This is a genomic window from Pseudoalteromonas lipolytica (genome assembly GCF_900116435.1).
Classification (GTDB): Bacteria; Pseudomonadota; Gammaproteobacteria; order Enterobacterales; family Alteromonadaceae; genus Pseudoalteromonas; species Pseudoalteromonas lipolytica.
The window spans coordinates 247745-269469 of record NZ_FPAZ01000005.1; the positions used below are offsets into that span (position 1 = coordinate 247745).

General features: G+C 41.6%; 16 protein-coding genes. 12 read left to right on the plus strand and 4 right to left on the minus strand.

Annotation, left to right across the window (positions count from 1 at the left end):
* Positions 1 to 4 precede the first annotated feature (4 nt).
* Entirely contained in the window at positions 5 to 3445 is a 3441-nt protein-coding gene (locus BM378_RS06970; protein ID WP_065978042.1) for a PAS domain-containing hybrid sensor histidine kinase/response regulator, read from the minus strand.
* A 385-nt stretch (positions 3446 to 3830) separates the two neighbouring features.
* Between BM378_RS06970 and BM378_RS06975 the strand changes: the two genes are divergently transcribed.
* The 12 genes from BM378_RS06975 (at position 3831) to BM378_RS07030 (ending at position 17391) form a co-directional block, all read left to right on the plus strand.
* Entirely contained in the window at positions 3831 to 4094 is a 264-nt protein-coding gene (locus tag BM378_RS06975; protein WP_036970763.1) for a DUF4212 domain-containing protein, read from the plus strand.
* A 10-nt stretch (positions 4095 to 4104) separates the two neighbouring features.
* Positions 4105 to 5829: a sodium:solute symporter family protein gene (locus BM378_RS06980; RefSeq protein ID WP_036970761.1), complete on the plus strand. Its 1725-nt coding sequence runs from the start codon at positions 4105 to 4107 to the stop codon at positions 5827 to 5829.
* A gap of 120 nt (positions 5830 to 5949) precedes the next feature.
* Positions 5950 to 7788 carry a DUF294 nucleotidyltransferase-like domain-containing protein gene (locus tag BM378_RS06985; RefSeq protein WP_074988878.1) on the plus strand — a complete coding sequence of 613 codons (1839 nt, stop codon included), beginning with the start codon at positions 5950 to 5952 and terminating at the stop codon, positions 7786 to 7788.
* Positions 7789 to 7797: 9 nt separating this feature from the next.
* Positions 7798 to 8421, plus strand: a complete 624-nt coding sequence (locus BM378_RS06990) for a 3'-5' exonuclease (protein WP_036970755.1) — start codon at positions 7798 to 7800, stop codon at positions 8419 to 8421.
* 43 nt (positions 8422 to 8464) lie between these two features.
* Entirely contained in the window at positions 8465 to 8926 is a 462-nt protein-coding gene (locus BM378_RS06995; protein WP_074988879.1) for a methyltransferase family protein, read from the plus strand.
* 341 nt (positions 8927 to 9267) lie between these two features.
* On the plus strand, positions 9268 to 10284 hold the full coding sequence (gene epd, locus BM378_RS07000; RefSeq protein WP_036970750.1) for an erythrose-4-phosphate dehydrogenase: 1017 nt from the start codon (positions 9268 to 9270) through the stop codon (positions 10282 to 10284).
* Positions 10285 to 10325: 41 nt separating this feature from the next.
* Entirely contained in the window at positions 10326 to 11501 is a 1176-nt protein-coding gene (locus BM378_RS07005) for a phosphoglycerate kinase (protein WP_036970748.1), read from the plus strand.
* A 193-nt stretch (positions 11502 to 11694) separates the two neighbouring features.
* Positions 11695 to 12759, plus strand: a complete 1065-nt coding sequence (gene fba / locus BM378_RS07010) for a class II fructose-bisphosphate aldolase (RefSeq protein WP_036970746.1) — start codon at positions 11695 to 11697, stop codon at positions 12757 to 12759.
* Positions 12760 to 13157: 398 nt separating this feature from the next.
* Entirely contained in the window at positions 13158 to 14108 is a 951-nt protein-coding gene (locus BM378_RS07015; protein ID WP_074988880.1) for a porin, read from the plus strand.
* 147 nt (positions 14109 to 14255) lie between these two features.
* On the plus strand, positions 14256 to 14945 hold the full coding sequence (gene phoB, locus BM378_RS07020; protein ID WP_036970740.1) for a phosphate regulon transcriptional regulator PhoB: 690 nt from the start codon (positions 14256 to 14258) through the stop codon (positions 14943 to 14945).
* A gap of 54 nt (positions 14946 to 14999) precedes the next feature.
* On the plus strand, positions 15000 to 16331 hold the full coding sequence (gene phoR, locus BM378_RS07025) for a phosphate regulon sensor histidine kinase PhoR (protein ID WP_036970737.1): 1332 nt from the start codon (positions 15000 to 15002) through the stop codon (positions 16329 to 16331).
* 91 nt (positions 16332 to 16422) lie between these two features.
* Positions 16423 to 17391 (plus strand): PstS family phosphate ABC transporter substrate-binding protein, encoded by a 969-nt coding sequence (locus BM378_RS07030; RefSeq protein WP_036970734.1) that lies wholly within the window; start codon positions 16423 to 16425, stop codon positions 17389 to 17391.
* Between the two features lie 53 nt (positions 17392 to 17444).
* Here BM378_RS07030 and mdoH read toward each other — a convergent pair whose 3' ends face one another.
* The 3 genes from mdoH to BM378_RS07045 all read right to left on the minus strand — a co-directional run bounded on the left by mdoH (position 17445) and on the right by BM378_RS07045 (position 21700).
* A complete protein-coding gene (mdoH, locus tag BM378_RS07035) occupies positions 17445 to 19427 on the minus strand; it encodes a glucans biosynthesis glucosyltransferase MdoH (RefSeq protein ID WP_036970731.1) in 1983 nt (660 codons plus the stop codon).
* Complete coding sequence (locus BM378_RS07040) at positions 19399 to 21063, minus strand: OpgD/OpgG family glucan biosynthesis protein (protein ID WP_074988881.1); 1665 nt, start codon at positions 21061 to 21063, stop codon at positions 19399 to 19401. Before BM378_RS07040 ends, mdoH begins: the two co-directional genes overlap by 29 nt.
* Positions 21064 to 21460: 397 nt before the next feature.
* Complete coding sequence (locus BM378_RS07045) at positions 21461 to 21700, minus strand: hypothetical protein (RefSeq protein ID WP_065978048.1); 240 nt, start codon at positions 21698 to 21700, stop codon at positions 21461 to 21463.
* Positions 21701 to 21725 lie beyond the last annotated feature (25 nt).

The following is a 21725-nucleotide window of genomic DNA, read 5'->3' on the forward strand; positions in this document are numbered from 1 at the left end:
TCATTTAAGTGCTGTGATTAAGCAGCGCTTTTAATTTTGCCGGTTTCACCGGTTTGCTCAAGTAGTGAATATTATCGGCTTTGGTTTGCTGTTTTAGGGCTTCGTCACGCACTGCGGTAATTAAAATGGCAGGAACAGGGCTTTGCCAAATCTCTCGAAGTGTTTTTATTAAGGTAATGCCGTCGCAATCATGGCCAAGCTGATAATCCATTAGAATCACGTCGGGGGCGCGATGTTCTTTGGCATATGCAAGTACGGTGTCGACATTTTCAAATAGCTTATAATTTGCTTGCCATTTTTGTAATAAACTTGCCATTGCATGCAGGTTTTCGGGGTCATCATCAACAGCCACAATATTCATGGCTGTACGATTCTCAACGCCTTTTTTCGGTGTCTCTTTTTGTTGTATAAATTGACTGTCTCCGTAGGGCACTTCAATACTAAAGCGACTTCCTTTGCCGGGTGTTGAGCTTACATCGAGACGCAAAGATAAAAGGTCGACCATTCTTTTTACAACCCCAAGACCTAGGCCTACACCTTTATTATCGCCCGCTTCAATGCGGTAAAAGTCATTAAAGATTTTCGCTTGTTCTAGCTCTGAAATGCCAGGGCCCGTATCCCATACCTCGATTCTTAAATGATGTTTTCGTTTGCGACACGCAATCAAAACTTGGCCGCTATTAGTGTATTTAACAGCATTTGAAACAAGATTTTGAACAATACGACGTAAGTAAGTGATGTCGCTATGTACAATAACACCGGTTGATCGCACTTTAAGCTTAAGGCCTTTTTCGCTCGACATGATGGCGTATTCATTTTTCAACGGGGCTAAAATGTCATCAATGCTAAAGTGGCGAGGTGTTGGGGTCATTGCGCCTTGTTCTAACTTGGCTATTTCAAGCAGTGCCGACATTAAGTGGACAGTTGAATCGAGGCTTGCCCCCAGTTTTTCAAAGTTATTTAAATTGTTACTTGAAAGCGTTTTATCATCAATTGCCGCCAAGTACAGGCGGGCAGCATTTAGCGGTTGAAGTATGTCGTGACTTGCGAGTGCTAAAAATCGGGTTTTACTGTCGTTAGCTTGCTCGGCCTCTTTTTTAGCTAAAGTAAGTGCTTGCTCAGTTTGTACGCGGCTGTCTATTTGTGCTTGTAGATCTCTATTGATTGTTCGGATTTCTTGCGTGCGTGCTTCAATCCGATTTTCAAGATCCATATTCACTTCTTCAAGGGCATTTTGTGTTTCGATATGCGCTGTAATATCAGAGAAGCTGGTCACAAAGCCGCCATCAGGTAATGGGTTACCTATCATTTCAAATACTTGGCCATTTCGGCGATGACGAATAAAGTGATGTGGACTGCCATTTTTAAGGTGTTGTACACGTTTTTCTACGTGTCGTTCTATTTCACCGGGGCCGCATTCACCGCGTTCGGCGTTGTAGCGAATCACTTCTTCAATGGCTTGACCCACCTCTAAGAACCCTTCGGGGTAGTTAAACATTTCGGCATAACGCTTGTTCCACGCCACTAAATTAAGCTCTTTGTCGACAACCGAAATACCATGGCTGAGGTTTTCAAGTGATGTGAATAATAAGTTTTGATTAAATTGCAGAGCTTGTGTTGTTTCGTCAAAGAAGTTTACCACTTCTTCAAAGGCCATTCGTTTACCAGAAGCGACAGTATGAATAAGCGCTTGCGCCGATGACGCGCCCAATACACCCGTTAAAGCGCGTTCGCAATAGGCGATAAATTCAGGGGCAGGGTGGGCATTATTATCATCTAGCTTGTGCGTTAAAGCGAAATGCGCCAGTACTTGCTGACTGCGTTGAATACCTAAAAAGGTCTGTAGCAGTACTTTAAAGTCGTACACAGTGGCTTTTACATTTTTATTTAAACGCCGTGCAAACACCGCTTGTTCTTTGGGGTTAACAAATGCAGCTGCTTGAATTTTATCAATTAAACGCTCATCAGCCCCTAACGAGAAACTAATATAGCAACCAATATTGGCAAACAACGCAATGAGTGTTCCGCGCGTAATAAGGGTTTGTTGTAGTTCTGCATTTAGGCTATTACCGGCATCTAAAATCGGTAACATGAGGAATAACACCCAACAAATAAAGCCTGCAAGTAACCCTGCATATACCCCGTAAGCATGACCTTTACGCCAATATAAGCCACCGACAATGGCAGGGAGTAGTTGAGATACAAGCGAAAATGCAACTAAGCCCATACTGGCGAGGGCTTTGCCATGACCAAACCATTGTTGATAAAAATAAGACAGGATCAGAATACCGGCAATAGTAAAACGTCTCACCAGTAATATTTGTGATTTGTAGCTACTGGTGATGAGGTTACGTTTAAATTTGCGACGCAACATTAATGGCAACACCACATCATTTGAGATCATAGTACTGAGTGTGAGTGTCGCGACGACAATCATCGCGGTGGCTGCCGATAATCCACCGATAAATACAAAGGTGGTTAAAAATGCATTTTCGTGCATTAAAGGCAGGGCTAACACAAAGCTGTCGGGTGAAAAACCACTGCCGATACCAGGGTGGATTGCTGCTGTGGCAATAGGAAAAATCATTGCAGCGGTAAGCAATAAATAAAGCGGAAAAGCCCAGCGGGCGGTATAAAGATGGCGTTTATCTTGGTTATCAACAACGGTTACATGGAATTGTCTTGGTAAACAGATTATTGCCGCCGCGGCCATTAACGATTGACCGATAAAATTAAAGCTAAAAAAGTCAAAATTATGCCAGTGCTGCCACAGTGACCCAGTTAACTGCTCGCTTTGTACGGTGTTTAAGTTAAATAACGTGTATAAGGCAAGCCCAGCCACTGCAGCTAAAGCTAATAGTTTCACCATCGATTCGAACGCAACAGCCAGCATTAACCCAGAGCGATATTCAGTAACATCGACCTTACGGGTCCCAAAAAATATTGCAAACATGGCCATAATTAGTGTTGCTGACAGCGCTAACATTGACCCTGAGATACGGTTGTCGTTTTGTAATAATAAAAAGCTACTACTAAGGGCTTTTAATTGCAGCGCGATATAAGGAATGGTCGCCAACAGTGCAATAACTGTGACCATGATTGCTGTTGTTTGTCTTTTTCCATACCGGGCAGAAATAAAATCGGCAATGGTCGTAATATTTTGTTTTTTACTAACAAGTACCAGTTTTCGTAAAAAGCCTTGGCCAAAGAAAAATAACAGCGCAGGACCAATTAAAATAGGAAGGTAATTCCAACTGCTGGTGGCGGCAGTACCGACTGAGCCATAGTAAGTCCACGATGTACAGTAAATCCCTAATGAAAACGAATAAACAAAAGGGTGATGGCTAATGCGTTTAGCCAGAGGCGTGGTTTTATCCCCCCAGTTTGCTAACCAAAACAATACACCAATGTAGGCAAGAGCAACAAAAATAAGCGCAGCAGTCATGTTCAAATTCAGTCATTATTGTAATACCACTACCTTACCAGAATTAAAGCTGATTTCGATGTGTTGATTTTGATTTGTTAAAAATCAATTTTTACAAGTTCATGATATTTAATGCTTAATTTTATTTTGGCCTTTTTATTAGACTAATGTCGCAGATCATTCGTTTTTACTATTTTGGTTATTTCTCTCATTTATATTTGTAGGTTAACTTATTGTTAAATATGGTTTTTTACTATTGATTAACAAAAGGTGCTTTACAGTTTACGTAAACGTAAACTGACTGTTACGACTATGGTCTCAATTCCATAATGCCGAACCGTTGCTAACTTAGTTAATGACAACTAATACCACTCATTACTTTTAAGTGATGCATAAGGGGATAAAAATGGCTTTTAAAGATGAAGAACAAGCAAAAGCTTACTGGGCGGAAAACATTTCGCTGCTATTTAAACTGTTAGCAGTGTGGTTTATCGTTTCATTTGGTTTTGGCATTTTATTGGTAGATGTACTGAATGAAGTACGTTTTTTTGGGTTTAAACTCGGCTTCTGGTTCTCCCAGCAAGGCGCAATTTACACCTTTGTAGCTTTGATTTTTGTGTACGTTTTCAAAATGAATACGTTAGATAAAAAATATGGCGTAGACGAATAGGAGCTAAGCAATGGATGTTCAAACACTCACGTTTATTATCGTCGGTTTAAGCTTCGCGCTTTATATCGGCATCGCAATTTGGGCTCGTGCAGGGTCTACTAATGAATTCTATGTTGCAGGTGGTGGCGTTCCTCCTCTTGCAAATGGTATGGCAACAGCAGCTGACTGGATGAGTGCAGCATCGTTTATCTCAATGGCGGGTATTATCTCGTTTGCGGGTTACGATGGGGGTGTTTACCTCATGGGCTGGACGGGTGGTTACGTATTACTGGCGCTGTGTTTAGCACCTTACTTACGTAAGTTTGGTAAGTTCACTGTCCCTGATTTCATTGGTGACCGTTATTACTCACAAACAGCACGTGTGGTTGCAATTTTATGTGCAATCTTTATCTGTTTCACGTACATCGCGGGTCAAATGCGGGGTGTTGGTGTTGTATTCTCTCGCTTCTTAGAAGTGGATATTGAGACCGGTGTTTACATTGGTATGGTGATTGTATTCTTCTATGCTGTTCTTGGCGGCATGAAGGGCATTACTTACACGCAAGTTGCGCAGTACTGCGTACTGGTATTTGCTTACCTTGTTCCAGCAATCTTCATTTCAATGATGATGACAGGTCACTTTTTCCCACAAACTGGTTTTGGTGCCACGCTTGCAGATGGTTCTGGCCAGTACGTGCTTGATAAATTAGATGGACTGAGTACCGAACTCGGTTTTGCGCAGTACACCGAAGGCTCTAAGAGTATGATCGATGTATTCGCAATCACGGGTGCGCTTATGGTGGGTACTGCGGGTCTACCTCATGTTATCGTACGTTTCTTCACGGTTCCACGTGTTAAAGACACGCGTATCTCTGCGGCATGGACATTAGTATTTATTGCTATCGTTTATACAACTGCACCTGCTGTTGCGTCGTTTGCACGTGTAAACATGATTGATACTATTAACGGTAAAGATGGTAACGGTACAGAGTATGCTGAAGCACCTGCATGGGTTAAAAATTGGGAAAGAACAGGCCTAATCACTTTCAACGATAAAAACGGTGATGGCAAAATGTTCTACTCAGCTGGCAAGATTGATGATCCAAATAGCGCCAACGAAGTGAATGTTGACCGCGACATCATGGTACTTGCTAACCCAGAGATTGCCGACTTACCAGCATGGGTAGTAGCCCTTGTTGCAGCAGGTGGTATTGCGGCAGCACTGTCAACCACCGCGGGTTTGTTATTGGTTATTTCGACCTCGGTATCGCATGACTTGTTAAAACGTACCTTGAAACCAGATATTAGTGATAAGCAAGAACTACTTGCAGCGCGACTTGCTGCGATGGTCGCCATTGTTATCTCAGCGTACTTTGGTATTAACCCGCCTGGATTCGTGGCGTCGGTGGTGGCATTTGCATTCGGTTTAGCGGCTGCAAGTTTCTTCCCGGCGATTATCATGGGTATCTTCTCTAAGAAGATGAACAAAGAAGGTGCGATCGCAGGTATGGTTACAGGTATTACATTCACCGCGGCGTACATTATTTACTTCAAGTTTGTTAGCCCTGAATTAAATGGCCCAGCTAACTGGTTATTTGGTATTTCACCTGAGGGGATTGGTTTAGTGGGTATGATTATTAACTTTGCAGTAGCAGGTATCGTACTTAAACTAACAGCTGAAACACCTGTTGAAATTCAAGAAATGGTGGAAGGCATTCGTAACCCTAAAGGGTCAAGTGCAGCGCACGCGCACTAACAAACCGGTATTAAAAGAACACACTTTTGATAAACCCAAAGCCCGACTTAAGTCGGGCTTTTTATTTTTTTAAAACAGGGGTAGTGTAGTTATTAGCCACACTTAATTTCGAGAATAGCTATGAATGCAGAGCAACAGGAAGTCGCCCAATTTGTAATTAATCAAACCCCGTTTAATCAGCTCGATTCGGCGGCAAGCGAGTATTTTGTTAATCACCTCGATATTATTTACCTCACACGAGAAAACCAAAATAAATGGTTATGCTCTGACAATCCGAGATTATTTCTAATTCGCTCAGGAGATTATGACTTAGTCGATGCAAAAGGGGATGTGATCACGAAGCTCTCTGCAGGGGATTATTTTGGCTTTCCCTCTTTGCTAACGGGGGAGGCTATTCAAAATAGTCTCTCGGTGCAAAAAGAAGGCATTGTTTATATGCTGGACCAAGCGTCTTTTGATTATTTACGCCGCGAGTACAAAGTGTTTGAGCAATACTTTGTCCGTGCTCATAAGAATCGTTTGTTGTCATCGCATTATAAGAGTCAAAACGACAGTTGGTCTGAGAAGAAAATAGCAGAGTTAATGAACCGCAAAGCGGTAACTCTTTCGCCTGATGCGAGTATTCGCCAAACAGCCAAAAAAATGAAGCAGCAGGGTGTTTCATCAATAATGTTGACTGAGAACGAGCGCTTAGTAGGGGTGGTAACAGACCGAGATCTTCGTAATCGCGTGCTTGCTGATGAGGTTGACCCACACGAGTCTGTGAGCACGATTATGACTTGTAAGCCAAAGTTTATTTTTGAGAATAATCGGGTGTTCTCAGCGCTGCACTTAATGCTCAAACACAATATTCATCATTTACCTGTGCTCGATGAATATCATAAGCCCTTAGGCATGTTGACCAGTACTGATTTACTGCGTCAGCAAAAAAGCGACCCAGTGCAATTAATTGGGCGCATATATAAAGCCCACTCAGTGATTGATTTAAAGCGCTATTCGCAAGAGATCCCCAGCTTATTAAAAGGCTTTTCGAATAACATTGATGATATATCGCTTATCGGTAAGTTATTAAGTGGTTTAACAGATGCGTTAACTTCGCGTTTAATTCATTTATTTCAAGAAGATAACGGCGCTGCCCCTAGTCACTTTAGTTTTATTTGTTTTGGCTCACAAGCCCGTGAAGAGCAAACCCTGCATTCTGACCAAGATAATGGTTTACTTTTACCTGATGATTTAACAACAGAGCAGCAAGACTACTTTAAACGCATGGGAGAGTTTGTGTGTGAGCAGTTGGTTGAATGCGGTATTAAACGTTGTCCAGGTAACATTATGGCCAGTAATGCACAGTGTCGAATGGGCATCCGTGAGTGGTGTGAACGCTTTTATAAATGGATCACATCGCCGACTCCAGAAGCCATGTTAAATTGTAAAATCTACTTTGATTTACGCTTTATTGAGGGCTCAACGTCGCTGTACACGCGTTTTTATGAGCAATTAAAACGTATCTCTAAAAATGATTTATTTTATGCTGCTATGGCGAGTGATATTAAAAATACTCATGTGCCCATTGGGTTATTTAACCAATTTAAATTAGAAAAAGATGCGAAACAGCACAAGTACCTTGATTTAAAAAAACGCGGCGTGGTGATTATTAACGATATAGTGCGTTTGTATTCACTCAAAGCGGGTATTCAGCGGGCGAATACCCAAGAGCGTTTGGATGCACTGCTGAAGTATTCTTTACTTAATAAAGACGATGTTTATAACTTAAAAGATTGTTGGCGTTTCTTAACGCAACTGCGCTTACGCACACAAATAAATGAAGAAGGCTTACCGAGCAATTGTATTAACCCCAATACCTTAAATTCTTTAGAACGTCATCAATTAAAAGAAGCCTTTTATTTAGTTAAACAAGCTCAGCAAGCCGCCGCTTTTAAGTTTGCGCGTGGCAGCTTATGAGGATAACTGATGGTTAAACGTTGGCTCAGTCGTTATATGGCTCGCAAACAATTATTGGCAGCTGATGCCTATAAAGAACGTTACGTTGTGATAGATATGGAACTAACGGGGCTTGATCCCCGCCAACATGAAATTGTCTCGGTGGCATGGGTGATGATAGAAGACCAGTGCATTAAAATGAGTGGGGCACAGCACATAATTAATAAAGACGTACAGAGCCTAGAGCAAAGCCCTATTTATCACGGCATTGCCAAGCAAGATATCGATAGCGGTGAAAGCCTTGAAGCAATTCTTGCTAAGCTTCACCAACACGTTGATGACTGTATTTTAGTTTTTCATAACGCGACGCTTGATTGGGGGTTTTTAAAACAAGCGTGCCGTAAACTAGGCTTAGAAGCTAAAGCGCGGTTAATTCTTGATACGTTCGTTATTGAAAAAAAGCGTCTCCATCAGCAAGGCCATGAAATAGGCCACGATGACCTAACATTAAGCGAGTGCCGTAAACGCTATGGCTTACCTCATTACAGCTCTCACCATGCTTTAACCGATGCCATGGCCACCGCCGAGCTTTTTTTAGCGCAGTGTCATCAAATCAGTCGGGGTAAAGCCTTAAAAGTGGGGGAGTTGCTGTAATGTGTTATGCTCATCGCAAAGTTAGACAACAAACGGAATTGGTATGAATAAATTAGAATTAACAGTGCCGCCAATTATTCAAGTCGTGATATTCGCTGCCATAATGTGGGTGTTAGCTGACGTGTTGGCACCTTTTAGTATGACGCTTGCCGTTTTGTTACCTGTGGCAGTGATCACCGCGTTAATTGGGGTCGCTTTCTCTTTATTGGGTGTTTATGAGTTTCACTCTGCTGGCACGACGGTCGATCCGAGATTGCCTGAGGAGTCGGCAAGCCTTGTCACTCATGGAGTCTATAAAGTTAGTCGAAACCCGATGTATGTCGGTTTTTTACTTATATTAATCGGGTGGGGTATTTATTTGGGAAATATCGTAAATATTATGCTGCCTGTGGTGTTTGTCCTTTACATGAATCGATTTCAAATAGTGCCAGAGGAGAGGTACATGCAGCAAAAGTTTGGGCATGAATATAGTGAATATAAAAAAGCAGTTCGTCGATGGATATAACAATTAAAGCTGAATAAGACTAGGGACTGCTGAAGACGGTATTTTTCAATTATCGCCACCACGACTTTACACCACTTTATTTAAGTGCTCCCTCTTATAAAAAAGAGTAAGGTCGATTACCAAAACCAGGGTCATCTAAAACATCTAAAACCACTTTATTTTATCTTGCCCTTTTATAAAAAAGTGTAAGGTCGATTACCAAAACCAGCGTCATCTAAAACACCTAAAACCACTTTATTTTAGCTTGCCCTCTTATAAAAAAGTGTAAGGTCGATTACAATACCGTCATCTAAAAGGCAGCTGTCTTTATCTGCAAGCAAATAGAGTGGATTTTCTTCTTCATGGCAATCAAACTTGCAATCAATGGTTTTGGTCGTATTGGGCGTAATATTGTCCGAGCCCTTTATGAATCAGGGCTTGAAGATCAAATCAAAATTGTCGCTATTAACGAATTAGCTGACCCTAAGGGCATTGCCCATCTCCTTAAGTACGATACATCCCACGGTCGTTTTTCGTTTCCTGTTAATTTAGGTGAAGATACGCTAACAGTCGCAGGTGACTCTATTGCGCTATTTGCCGAAGAGAATCCGGCAGAATTGCCCTGGCAAACCCTTGATGTCGATGTTGTACTTGAATGCACGGGTGTTTATCACTCGCGTGAACATGCTAAGTTACATTTAAATGCAGGGGCTAAAAAAGTACTTTTTTCGCAACCTGCAGATGCCGACGTTGATGCAACCATTGTGTATGGTATCAACGACGATGAATTAAAAGCAGCGCATACAATTGTTTCTAATGGCTCATGTACAACTAACTGTATTGTGCCTGTGATTAAAGTATTAGATGATGCATTTTCTATTGAATCTGGGGCAATCACGACAATTCATGCCTCGATGCATGATCAACAAGTGATCGACGCTTATCATCACGATTTACGTCGTACCCGTGCGGCAAGCCAGTCTATTATTCCTGTGGATACAAAACTTGCCCGTGGTATCGAACGTATTTTACCTAAGTTTCATGGCCGCTTTGAAGCCATTGCCGTGCGTGTACCGACGATTAACGTCACCGCGATGGACTTAAGCGTCACGGTAAACACTGATGTTGATTTAGCCGACGTTAATCAAGCACTTAAGTTAGCAGCAAAAGATCGCCTTGAAGGGATTTTAAGTTACACTGAAGAGCCGCTGGTGTCGGTAGATTTTAATCATGACTCACATTCTTGTATCATAGATGGCACTCAGACACGTGTTAGTCATAAACGACTGATAAAGTTGTTAGTGTGGTGCGATAATGAGTGGGGATTTGCGAATCGTATGCTCGATACAGCGCGTGCGATGATGGCTGTAAGCCAATAACTTATAACTATAATTTAGTATCGTTAACAAAGGAGAAGTCCATGTCGGTCATTAAAATGGCAGATTTAGATTTAAACGGCAAACGCGTGTTAATTCGTGAAGATTTAAATGTGCCTGTAAAAGAAGGTAAAGTGACCTCTGATGCACGTATTCGTGCAGCATTACCTACCATTAAATTAGCGTTAGAAAAAGGCGCAAAAGTAATGGTGATGTCACACCTTGGCCGCCCTACGGAAGGGGAATATGATGAAGCGTTTTCACTCGCCCCTGTCGTTAATTATTTAAATGATGCGCTTGAGCAAACGGTTCGTCTTGAAAAAGATTACCTTGATGGCGTTGACGTGGCAGATAATGAAGTGGTTGTTTTTGAAAACGTACGTTTTAACGTAGGTGAAAAGAAAAATGATGAAGCATTATCTAAAAAGCTAGCTGCATTATGTGATGTTTACGTGATGGATGCATTTGGTACGGCTCACCGTGCACAAGCATCAACGCACGGTGTTGGTTTATTTGCCGATGTAGCGTGTGCAGGCCCACTTTTAGCCGCAGAGCTAGACGCTTTGGGTAAAGCGCTTGATAACCCTGCGCGTCCTTTAGTGGCTATCGTTGGTGGCTCTAAAGTGTCGACTAAGTTAACCGTACTTGATTCACTATCAACAGTGGTTGATCAACTTGTTACGGGTGGAGGTATTGCAAATACTTTCATCGCAGCAGCTGGTCACCCTGTAGGCAAGTCTTTATTTGAAGCTGACTTAATTGACGAAGCAAATAAATTAAGTGCCGCTGCAAAAGCAAATAATGGTGAAATTCCAGTGCCAACTGATGTTGTTGTTGGTAATGAGTTCTCAGAATCGGCTGTTGCGACATTGAAAGATGTGAATGAAGTAACCGATGAAGATATGATTTTCGATATTGGCCCAGATACAGCGAAACAGCTTGCAGATATTATTGCAAAAGCAGGCACGGTTGTGTGGAATGGTCCAGTTGGCGTATTTGAATTTGACCAATTTGGTAATGGCACGCGTGCGATTGCTGAAGCTATCGCAAATTCAAGCGCATTCTCAATTGCGGGCGGCGGTGATACGCTTGCTGCGATTGATAAATACGGCATTGCCGATAAAGTGTCTTACATTTCAACAGGTGGTGGTGCTTTCCTTGAATTTTTAGAAGGGAAAAAATTACCAGCAGTTGCTATGCTAGAAGAGCGTGCTAAGTAATTAGTACGAACACCAGCGTGGTTATTTAATTACGCTGGTTTGGCTGTTTATAAAATACCTCTCACCCTTATTTTATAGACAGTTTTTGCGGTAAGCGATGGCTTCTCGTGATGCAGTGATGCATCAAAAAATAATTTATCCGTTCAAACTAGATGGTAGGAAACTACTGTCGATACAATTTGGAGAATACCAAATGGCTTTAATCAGTATGCGACAACTTCTTGATCATGCAGCTGAACATGGTTATGGCGTACCAGCGTTTAACGTTAATAACCAAGAGCAAATGCGTGCAATTATGGAAGCAGCTGACAAAACTAACAGCCCAGTGATCGTACAAGGCTCAGCTGGCGCACGTGCATATGCTGGTGCCCCTTTTATTCGTCATATGATTTTAGCAGCTGTTGAAGAATGGCCACATATCCCTGTCGTTATGCACCAAGACCACGGTACGTCACCTGGTGTGTGTCAACGTTCTATTCAATTAGGCTTTTCATCAGTCATGATGGATGGTTCATTGATGTCTGATGGTAAAACACCTTCAAGCTATGAGTACAACGTAGAAGTTACTCGTCAAACAGTTGAAATGGCGCACGCGTGTGGCGTATCAGTTGAAGGCGAGCTAGGTGTACTCGGTTCTCTTGAAACTGGTGAAGCGGGTGAAGAAGATGGCGTAGGCGCAGAAGGCAAGCTTACAACAGATCAAATGCTAACAGATCCTGAAGAAGCGGCTGACTTCGTTCGTAAAACTCACGTTGATGCACTGGCAATTGCGTGTGGTACATCACATGGTGCATACAAGTTCACGCGTCCACCAACAGACGATATTTTAGCGATTGATCGCATCAAAGAAATTCACGCGCGTATTCCTAACACGCACTTAGTTATGCATGGTTCGTCTTCAGTGCCGCAAGAATGGTTAGAAGTAATTAACCAATACGGTGGTGAGATCCCTGAAACTTATGGTGTGCCAGTTGAGCAGATCATCGAAGGTATCAAGTATGGCGTGCGTAAGGTGAATATCGATACCGATTTACGTTTAGCATCAACAGGTGCCATTCGTCGTCATCTTGCACTAAACCCTGCGAATTTCGATCCGCGTAAATATTTAGCTGAAGCAACGAAAGCGATGACAGAAATTTGTGTTGCTCGCTACGAAGCATTTGGCACAGCAGGTCAAGCAGGTAAGATCAAACCTATCTCATTAGATGATATGCACCTGAAATACTTATCAGGTGAACTTGATCCTAAAATCAAGTAATTGATATTAATATAAAAAACCGGCTTTAATGGCCGGTTTTTTATTGCCTCGATCTTAACGGATCAGTGTTTTACTTACTGTTTATTTTAAGATCATTGTTTTACTAACCATAAATAGCACGGATCATTATTTTACTAGTTTTAGGATGATCATTGCCTATTTTTGTTTAACTTTTAAACAAGCGGGTAACGTGTTGAGCATTAAATCAAAGAGTTAGTAGACTAACTTAGTAAGATCATGATCCGAAATAGATCGGCTTGGTAAAAATCTGATCCTGACTTGCTGAAGTTAGTAGATCAGTGATCTGAAATGTTTATCTTAAATATACTGTTTAGAACTTGACCAATATGGCTTTATGTTCGATTTTTAAGTTATTGCTTACATTAAGGATCGCTACCATGAAAAAAACCGCCATTATGTTTTCGAGCTTTGCAATGTGCCTACTTTCTTTTAATAGTGTTGCTGAAGCCGTTGATATATATGGTCGGGCGCATTTAGGGGTTGCCAATAGTGACACCAATGAAGGAAGTAAAACATCAGTTGAAAGCTACAGCTCGCGGATTGGAATTAAAGGCAGCGGTGAAATAAGTGAGGGTCTGAAAGCGGTTTATAAGTTTGAGTTTGCTGTAAATGCAGCAGATCAAGATAGCGATGGTAAAACCGAAGAAAATATCTCTGCGCGTAATCAGTATGTCGGTTTACAAGGCAGTTATGGTCAAATTGTTTTAGGCCGTCATGATACTGCCCTTAAAATATCACAAGGCAAGATTGACCAAATGAATGACTTTAATGGGGACGTTAAAGCGTTGTTTAATGGTGAAAATCGTTTAGGTGATGTCGTACATTACAGCTCACCAATAGTCGGAAACTTACAATTTGTTGTGACGTATATTGCTGAAGACAATTCAAAGCAAGATGATGAAACAGGCATCTCTGCTGCCTTTATATACGGTGATAGCAAACTTAAAAACACACCTTATTTTGTAAGTGTTGCACATGACAGTCAGGTTGCGGGTTACGACATCACGCGGTTTACTGCACAAAGCAAAATAGGTGATCTTGTGGTTGGGGGCATGTATCAACAAAGTGAAAAAGTATCAGGCTCAGATACTGAAGGTGGTTTTTTGCTTAGTGCCTCTTATAAAATTGATAAGTATAAGTTACTTGCTCAATATCAAGACTCAGAAGGAGACTTTGGTAAATTAAAAGACTCTGGCACCGGAACATCGGTCGGCGTTGAGAGAAGCCTTTCGAAACAAGCACGTATGTATATGTGGTATACGCAGTTTTCTCTCGATAATAAAGCTGACGAAGATCACCTTGCTGTAACATTAAGGTATGACTTTTAAGGTGTAAAAAAGCATATTTAAGCGGAAAACCATTCATTTTTACTGAGTTTTTTTGGTGCTTTTTGAATTACTCGTTAGACTTTCATAAAAATGTCATACTTAGTCATAATAATGAAACCAGTTCGCTAACGAAAGAGATAAATTGGAATGTCACGTAAAGTACTAGTCGTCGATGACGAAGCGCCTATCAGAGAGATGCTGGTTTTTGTTTTAGAGCAAAATGGTTTTCAAGCAATTGAAGCCGAAGATTATGATTCTGCAATTGAAGCAATGGTTGAGCCATACCCGGATATGGTTTTATTAGACTGGATGCTACCCGGTGGAAGCGGAATTCAGATTGCGAAGAAATTTAAGCAAAGCGAATATACACGTCAAATCCCTATTATTATGCTAACAGCCCGCGGTGAAGAAGAAGATAAAGTACGCGGTCTTGAAGTGGGTGCTGATGATTATGTTACTAAACCATTTTCGCCAAAAGAATTAATGGCCCGTATTAAAGCGGTTATCCGCCGTGTATCGCCGACTTCACTCGAAGAGGCTATTGAAGTACATGGTTTACGCCTTGACCCTATTTCACATCGTGTCACCTCTGAGGGAAGCGAATTAGATATGGGACCTACTGAATTTAGACTACTGCATTTTTTCATGACTCACCCTGAACGTGTTTACAGCCGTGAACAATTACTTGATCATGTATGGGGAACAAACGTTTACGTTGAAGACCGTACTGTTGATGTACATATTCGTCGTTTACGTAAAGCGATAGCACCCCTTGGACATGACAGGCTCGTACAAACTGTGCGTGGTGCAGGTTATCGTTTTTCAAGTAAATTATAAGTGCGTTGGCTGACTATATTCAGCTAATTTACATTCTTAAGGTAAAGTGAGTGTATGTATCGAGTAGTCAATAAACAGGCGTTAGCAAAACGCCTGTTTATGTATTTCTTACCTTTGTTATTAGTTGGCGTGCTTGTAGGTGCGCCATTTTTGCTTTTATTTTTAGGCTCCTTTGCACTACTGATTTGGCATTATCATCAACTCTATCGCCTTAGTGATTGGCTCCTTAATCAGCGTAGCTTCAACCCACCTGAAGGTGAGGGAGCTTGGGAGCAAGTTTTTGAAGGGATCTACCATTTACAGCATCGTAATCGTAAAAAGCGTAATGAACTGGCTGATTTAATTCGCCGTTTTCGTGATGGTGCAGAGGCGGTACCTGATGCGGTTGTGGTGTTGCAAAAAGATCTGAGTATTATTTGGTGTAATCAACTCGCGCTTAAAGTATTGGGCTTACAATGGCCAACGGATCATGGACAGCGACTCGATAACCTTATTCGTGATCCTAAATTTGCTAAGTATATGCACCAAGCCAGTTTTGATGAGCCACTGGAGCTTGATGGTGGTCACAGTTATGAACAAATACTCGAGTTTAGGGTCATGCCCTATGCAAGCTCGCAGTTAATGATGGTTGTTCGTGATGTCACGCGACTAAAGCAATTAGAGCAAATGCGTAAAGACTTTGTGGCCAATGTATCACACGAATTGAGAACACCACTTACGGTCGTGACTGGTTATTTAGAAATGCTTGATGGCGATAACATGCCACCGCCAAGTATGTGGAATAAAGCGCAAACAACGATGCTCGAACAATGCAAACGCATGGACAGTCTAGTAAACCAACTCTTGTCATTGTCTCGCATTGAAGGCGCTCGCCGTCAAGACAACGACAAGCCTGTGAATGTGCCAAAGTTACTCACCTATATTCACACAGAAGCACAATCGCTGAATCAAGATAAAGGCCATGAGCTTATTTTTAATGTCGATAGCCATTTAGATATTAAAGGTGCTGAGGATGAGTTACGCAGTGCATTTTCTAATTTGGTATTTAACGCCATTCATTACACTAAGCCTGGCGGTAAAATTGTGGTCGATTGGCAGCTTAAAAATAATCAGGCTGCGTTTAGTGTCACTGATAACGGTGATGGTATTGCCAGCGAACATATTAATCGCCTAACAGAGCGTTTTTATCGAGTAGATAAAGCACGTAGTCGCACAACGGGTGGCTCTGGCTTAGGTTTAGCGATAACAAAACATGTACTTACACGTCACGATAGTCATTTGAATATTAAGAGTAAAGTTGGTGAAGGATCGACATTTTCGTTTGCCTTTAGCAGCGATAAAGTCGTTCGCTTACCAGACTCTTTAGAAATTAATGCAAAGTCATAAAACTGTCATTTTAGGGTAATCTAACTGTCATCTAGTGTCTTTAGAGTAGACTGCAGTTAGGAAATGGGACGAACAAATCGGAGTAACCCCTATGAAATTTAAAAATCTCGTTGCCGCAATGGGTGTGGCTGTAACAACATTTGTATCAGCTCAAGCAGCTGCAGTTGATAAAGATATGCCTGAGTACCAAAAAACAAGTGGTATTTCTGGTAACTTTTCATCTGTGGGCTCTGACACACTTGCCAATATGATGACCTTTTGGGCGGAAGAATATAAACGCTTTTACCCAAATGTAAACATCCAAATCCAAGCAGCGGGTTCTTCAACTGCGCCTCCAGCACTGACAGAGGGGACTGCAAACTTCGGCCCTATGAGCCGACGTATGAAGTCTAAAGAAATTGAAGCTTTCGAGAAACGTTATGGTTACAAGCCTACAGAAGTTCGCGTTGCAATTGATGCGCTAGCGGTTTTTGTACATAAAGATAACCCAATCGAAGGTTTACGTATTGACCAAGTGGATGCTATTTTCTCTTCAACTCGCAAGTGTGGTGCTGATGCTCAAGTAAATCGTTGGAGTGATGTAGGCTTAACAGGTGATTGGGCTGCAAAAGATATCCAACTTTATGGTCGTAACTCAGTATCAGGCACTTACGGTTATTTCAAGAAAAAAGCATTGTGTAAAGGTGACTTCCGTAACAATGTAAATGAGCAACCAGGTTCTGCATCGGTTGTTCAGTCAATCTCTTCGTCAGTGAATGCGATTGGTTACTCAGGTATCGGTTATAAGACATCGGGTGTACGTACTGTGCCACTTGCTAAGAAAGGTGATAACTTTGTTGATGCGACATTAGAAAACGTTGCAACGGGCAAATACCCACTTTCTCGTTTCTTATATGTATACGTTAACAAACACCCTAATAAGCCACTTGCACCTATTGATGCAGAGTTCTTAAAAATGGTGTTATCAGTAGATGGTCAAAAAATTGTTGAGAAAGATGGTTATGTGCCGCTTTCAGGCAAGATGGCAATGGCTGAACTTAAAAAGCTAGGTCTTCTGTAACAATCAATACAGACAGTGATAAAAGAACCGCTCAATGAGCGGTTCTTTTCGTTTTAGCTTTTAGCAAAGAGTTTTGCTTTAATGCGTTGCTGAGCAAGGCGAACTTGTTTGCGCTTTTTGCCAGGCTTAGCTTTAAAGCTTTGGATTGGCATCACCGTTGGGGTCTCGGTTGGTAATGCGGGAATGTTAAAATTAGCGTGCTCGTCTTTAGGAAGACCAATCTCTTGCTGATGCACACGAAGTGCTGCCAGAGTGTCATCGTTTTGCACTTCGCTTGGGCATAAGAATAAGCCCAATTTACGCATTTTTATGCCTAATCCTATACTACTTGAGTAACGTACAATCGGGGCTGCTAAAATCAGTCCAACTAAAATAGGTGATAACCACCAAAAGAAAGTCGGGGTATAGTAATAAGCTACACCACCCCAAATAATAGCGGTGATGGTTGAAAATAGAGTATACCCAATCGCTTCTTGCCACGGCACCATGCGTCCTTCACGAGGCTGCGCATCCCAGCTAACTTTCTTACCAAGAAATACACACACTACAAAGTAGCTATGAAACACCATCATGAGTGGCGCGATTACAATAGCAAATACGCTCTCAATGAGTGAGCCTGCGATCAATTTTACACTGCCACCAAAGGCTTTATTGCGATGCACTAAAGTCACTATCAATCCCATAAGTTTTGGTAAAAGTAGTAATACCGCAGTGATAAATAGCAGTGAATCAATTAAATCAGTTTTAGCAATTTGCCAAGTAGGAAATAGCTGGTACGCATGGTTAAAATACACATCACTATTCAGTGCACGCGTAACTGCATCCAAGGTACTTAATGCCAGCATAGATAACCAAATAAGTGATGAGATATACGCTGTGGCACCAAATAAAAAGTGCATTTTACTCATCAGTTTCAAACCTGATTTTGGCAATAAACCGAGATGCTGAATATTACCTTGCACCCATCGTCTGTCGCGAATTGCGTAGTCTAGAATGTTGCTCGGTACTTCTTCATAGCTGCCTTCAATATCGCTGAGTAATAATACATCCCAACCAGAACGGTGTAGCAGTGATGCTTCAACAAAATCGTGACTTAAAATCTCTCCACCAAAAGGGGCATTGCCTTTTAATACAGGAAGACCGCAACATTGCGTGAAGGCTTCAACACGAATAATTGCGTTGTGTCCCCAGTAATTTGCTTGATTGGTTTGCCAAAATGCAGAACCTGTCGCCAGCATAGGGCTGTATAAAATTGAGGCGAATTGTAAAAATCGACCAAAAAAAGTATCTTGGCGAACTGGAATCGGAATCGTTTGAATAAGGCCTGATTTTGGATTACTGATCATGCTTGTGGTTAGCTCAAGCATGCATTTTCCTGTCATGATGCTGTCAGCATCAAGTACAATCATGTGCTCGTATTGACTTCCCCAGCGTTCACAAAAATCAGTGAGGTTACCCACTTTACGGTGTTTATTATCTTCACGACGACGATAAAAAGTATGCTGAGCTAAGTCACCTAAACGTGCCGTTAATGCATTCCATGCTTTTAGCTCATTGCGCGCAATCTCTGGATCTTGTGTATCACTAAGTAAATAGAAATCGAAGTTCGGCATTTGGCCCGTTTTAGCGAGCGATCGAAGACTCACTTCAAAACCAGCGATCACACGCTCGGTATCTTCGTTATAAATTGGCATTACGACAGCTGTTTTAGTCTGGCTTAATGCATGTTCGTTAATTTCAATGGGCTTTTGACGTTTAAGCGTCAGTGGGTCAATACGCAGCAGTTGTAAAATAAAGCCCATACAGCCACTACAAAAGGCTGTTACGATCCACGCGAAGGTCACTGAAAATAAAAACAGCAATGCGTACTCAAGCGGTGTCATGCCATTAGAATTTAAAATATCGAACATGATCCACACACCATATGCAGTAATCGCTAGCGCAAGGCATGAAAATAGCCAAACGCGAGTTTTCTTAAATGGCATTGCGGTTGGTGTTAATGTTTTGCTATTGGACGTCATTTGGATACCAGACATAGCTCCATACCTCGCTGATTTCTTTGTCACGTAGTTTTAACGATAAGCGCATATCGACAGGCTTATCTCCCTCTGGCGCCACTTTAAACGCGACGCGCCATCCTTGATTATTCGGTAACTGCTGAACTGTTTTATCGCTAATCTCACCTGATGACAGTGTTAAATCGGCCTTCATAGCAAAATTTGCAGACAGTTGATTGATGTTTTCACCACTGAAGTCAACAGTAAATTGACGGTGACTTTTTGGTGGTGGATTCTTTTCGCCAGGCAGGGCTGCACTGCCTATGCGTGTTCTTAAAACACTCGCTTTATCCTGAGATGCAAGGGTTGCATTAAAAGTTGATAGCTTATAGCTGAAACTTAAGCTATCGCCTGCTTTCATCGCTTGCTCAGGCACCCAGTAGCTAACAATGTTGTCGTTAGTTTCTGTGTCTGTGGGAATCTCTACCAGCTCAACGCGGCCTTTCCCCCATGAACCCATTGGCTCAATCCACATACTCGGGCGGTTATGGTAATGTGCCTCTGTGTCTAAGTAATTGTTAAAATCACGGTCACGTTGTGCGAGGCCAAATCCCTTCGGATTATCATAACTAAATGATGTAACACTTAATTTTTTAGGGTTGTTAAGTGCTCGCCATACCCATTGACCCTCTGCTGATTGCATTAATAGGCCGTCTGAGTCATGTACTTCTGGACGGTAGTCATCAAAAAACTTGGTGCTGTTTTCACCGTGATAAAACATACTTGTTAGTGGTGCTATACCCAGTTTTTTAATATCTTTGCGGGCAAAAATTTGCATCTGAGTTTTTACTTCAGTGTTTGTCGAAGGTGTTAACTCAAAACGATATGCTCCAGCAACAGATGGGCTATCAAGCAGTGCATAAAGCACGATAGTGGTGTCTTCAGGCGCTGGTTTTACTAACCAAAATTCTTTAAACACGGGAAATTCTTCGCCCGAGCTAAGAGCAGTATCAACCGCAAGTCCACGGGCTGAAAGGCCATAGACTTGGTGTGGGCCCACTAAACGAAAATAAGAGGCACCTTGGAATACTGCAACTTCATCTTTGTATTCGCTATTATTGAGCGGAAAATGCAGGCGAAAACCGGCATGACCCAACTGAGTATTCTTAATTGCAGTGCTTATTTCTGCTTCCAACGGAGCGGCGGTTGCATCGTAACGATAATAATCAGTTTTAAAAGGCAAGCTTTTAACTTCGGCATTTTGCTCTAGGGTATTAATTGCCACCGGTGATTTATATAAAAAGCCGGGATGAAATAACTGCACTTCATATAAGCTTTGATCTTTCCAGATTGCTTGATCTGGGCGAAAGCGAATAGCACGGTAATCTTGATAACCAATGCTGGTTAATGCTTCAAGTTCTAAATCTTTTGGTGCGACATACGGCTCAGAGGCTAACTTTTTAGCGCGAGCAGTGATTACATCAAATAGTTTTTCTTGTGGAATTGTGATCATCGCAGGCTTTTGCTCAACAACGGTGTGCTGTGTTTCAGTTTCTTGTGGCTGAGTTTGGTTTTCAGTTGCGTAAGTATGGCCTGCACTCATGGCTAATAATACGCCCAAGAAGGTCTTCTTTTTAACAGCGCTGAAGAGCTTAGTTCGGGTTTCTGGTTTCATTAATTTTTCCTTTAGCCGTAAATCACGTTTATTCATTCATACCTCTCAGCAAAAAGTGAACCTAAAAAAACACTAATAATCTCAATGACGTTGAGTTGGTACAGCTAAATGCGAAGAGTAAATTTTGAAATTAGTGAGAAACAATTACACGGTAGCAGTTGTTAATTCGTCACCAATATGGAGAAGTTTAATGAACGAAAGCTTGCCCTAATATGAATAGCTTAAAGGATGAACAAAAATATGAACAAAATTAGCAGAGGCTTAATTGAAAAAGTGAAATTGTAATCGAGAAGGAAGGTGCAGGCACTGAACTGACACATACCAATGCGCAATAACACTCAAAATAGAATGTTTAATTAAGTAAATTGATATAATTCAGTGCCTCAGAAAGGCAAATTTATTTAACTTCGCCTAACTTTTCTGCATTCGCTTTACATTGATTGTAAGCTTCGATGCACTTGTTACTACAGACTTTATGAACTAAGCCATCTGCGGTGCTTTGCTGTTCGCAGCTGGCTTCGCATTGATAGTTTTGTTGGGCACATTGTTGCATTTCTGGGTTATCAATCTTGCTTGAGCAAGCTGCTAACAAGGTGAATGCAAACAATGATGCTGCAAGAGCTGGTAATTTTTTCATGCTTATCCCTAGTTTATGGCTATTC